Here is a 275-nt window from a genome sequence, read left to right as displayed (position 1 = left end):
GAATACGCGTTTAATCACCAGAACGGTGGTGATGGCGAGATCAGAATAGCGCTGGGGCCTTCCTCGTGATGAAGGCGTTGCCGACTCATACCAGGCCTGAATCGCCTCATCATCCAGCCAGAAAGTGAGGGAGCCACGGTTGATGAGAGCTTTGTTGTAGGTGGACCAGTTGGTGATTCTGAACTTTTGCTTTGCCACGGAATGGTCTGTGTTGTCGGGAGGATGCGTGATCTGATCCTTCAACTCAGCAAAAGTTCGATTTATTCAACAAAGCC

The 275-nt window shown here is 50.5% G+C and carries 1 protein-coding gene; it reads right to left on the bottom strand.

Annotated features, from left to right (window positions below; genetic code table 11):
* Positions 1–243 (bottom strand): IS5/IS1182 family transposase (locus L2I46_RS29445; RefSeq protein ID WP_049005674.1); only part of this gene is annotated, 243 nt, incomplete at its 3' end.
* Between the last annotated feature and the right edge of the window lie 32 nt (positions 244–275).

Source organism: Klebsiella sp. 2019SCSN059 (assembly GCF_021739525.1).
GTDB lineage: Bacteria > Pseudomonadota > Gammaproteobacteria > Enterobacterales > Enterobacteriaceae > Klebsiella > Klebsiella quasipneumoniae.
Note: the sequence above shows the minus strand (reverse complement) of the source record. Positions and strands in the feature narration are given on the sequence as shown.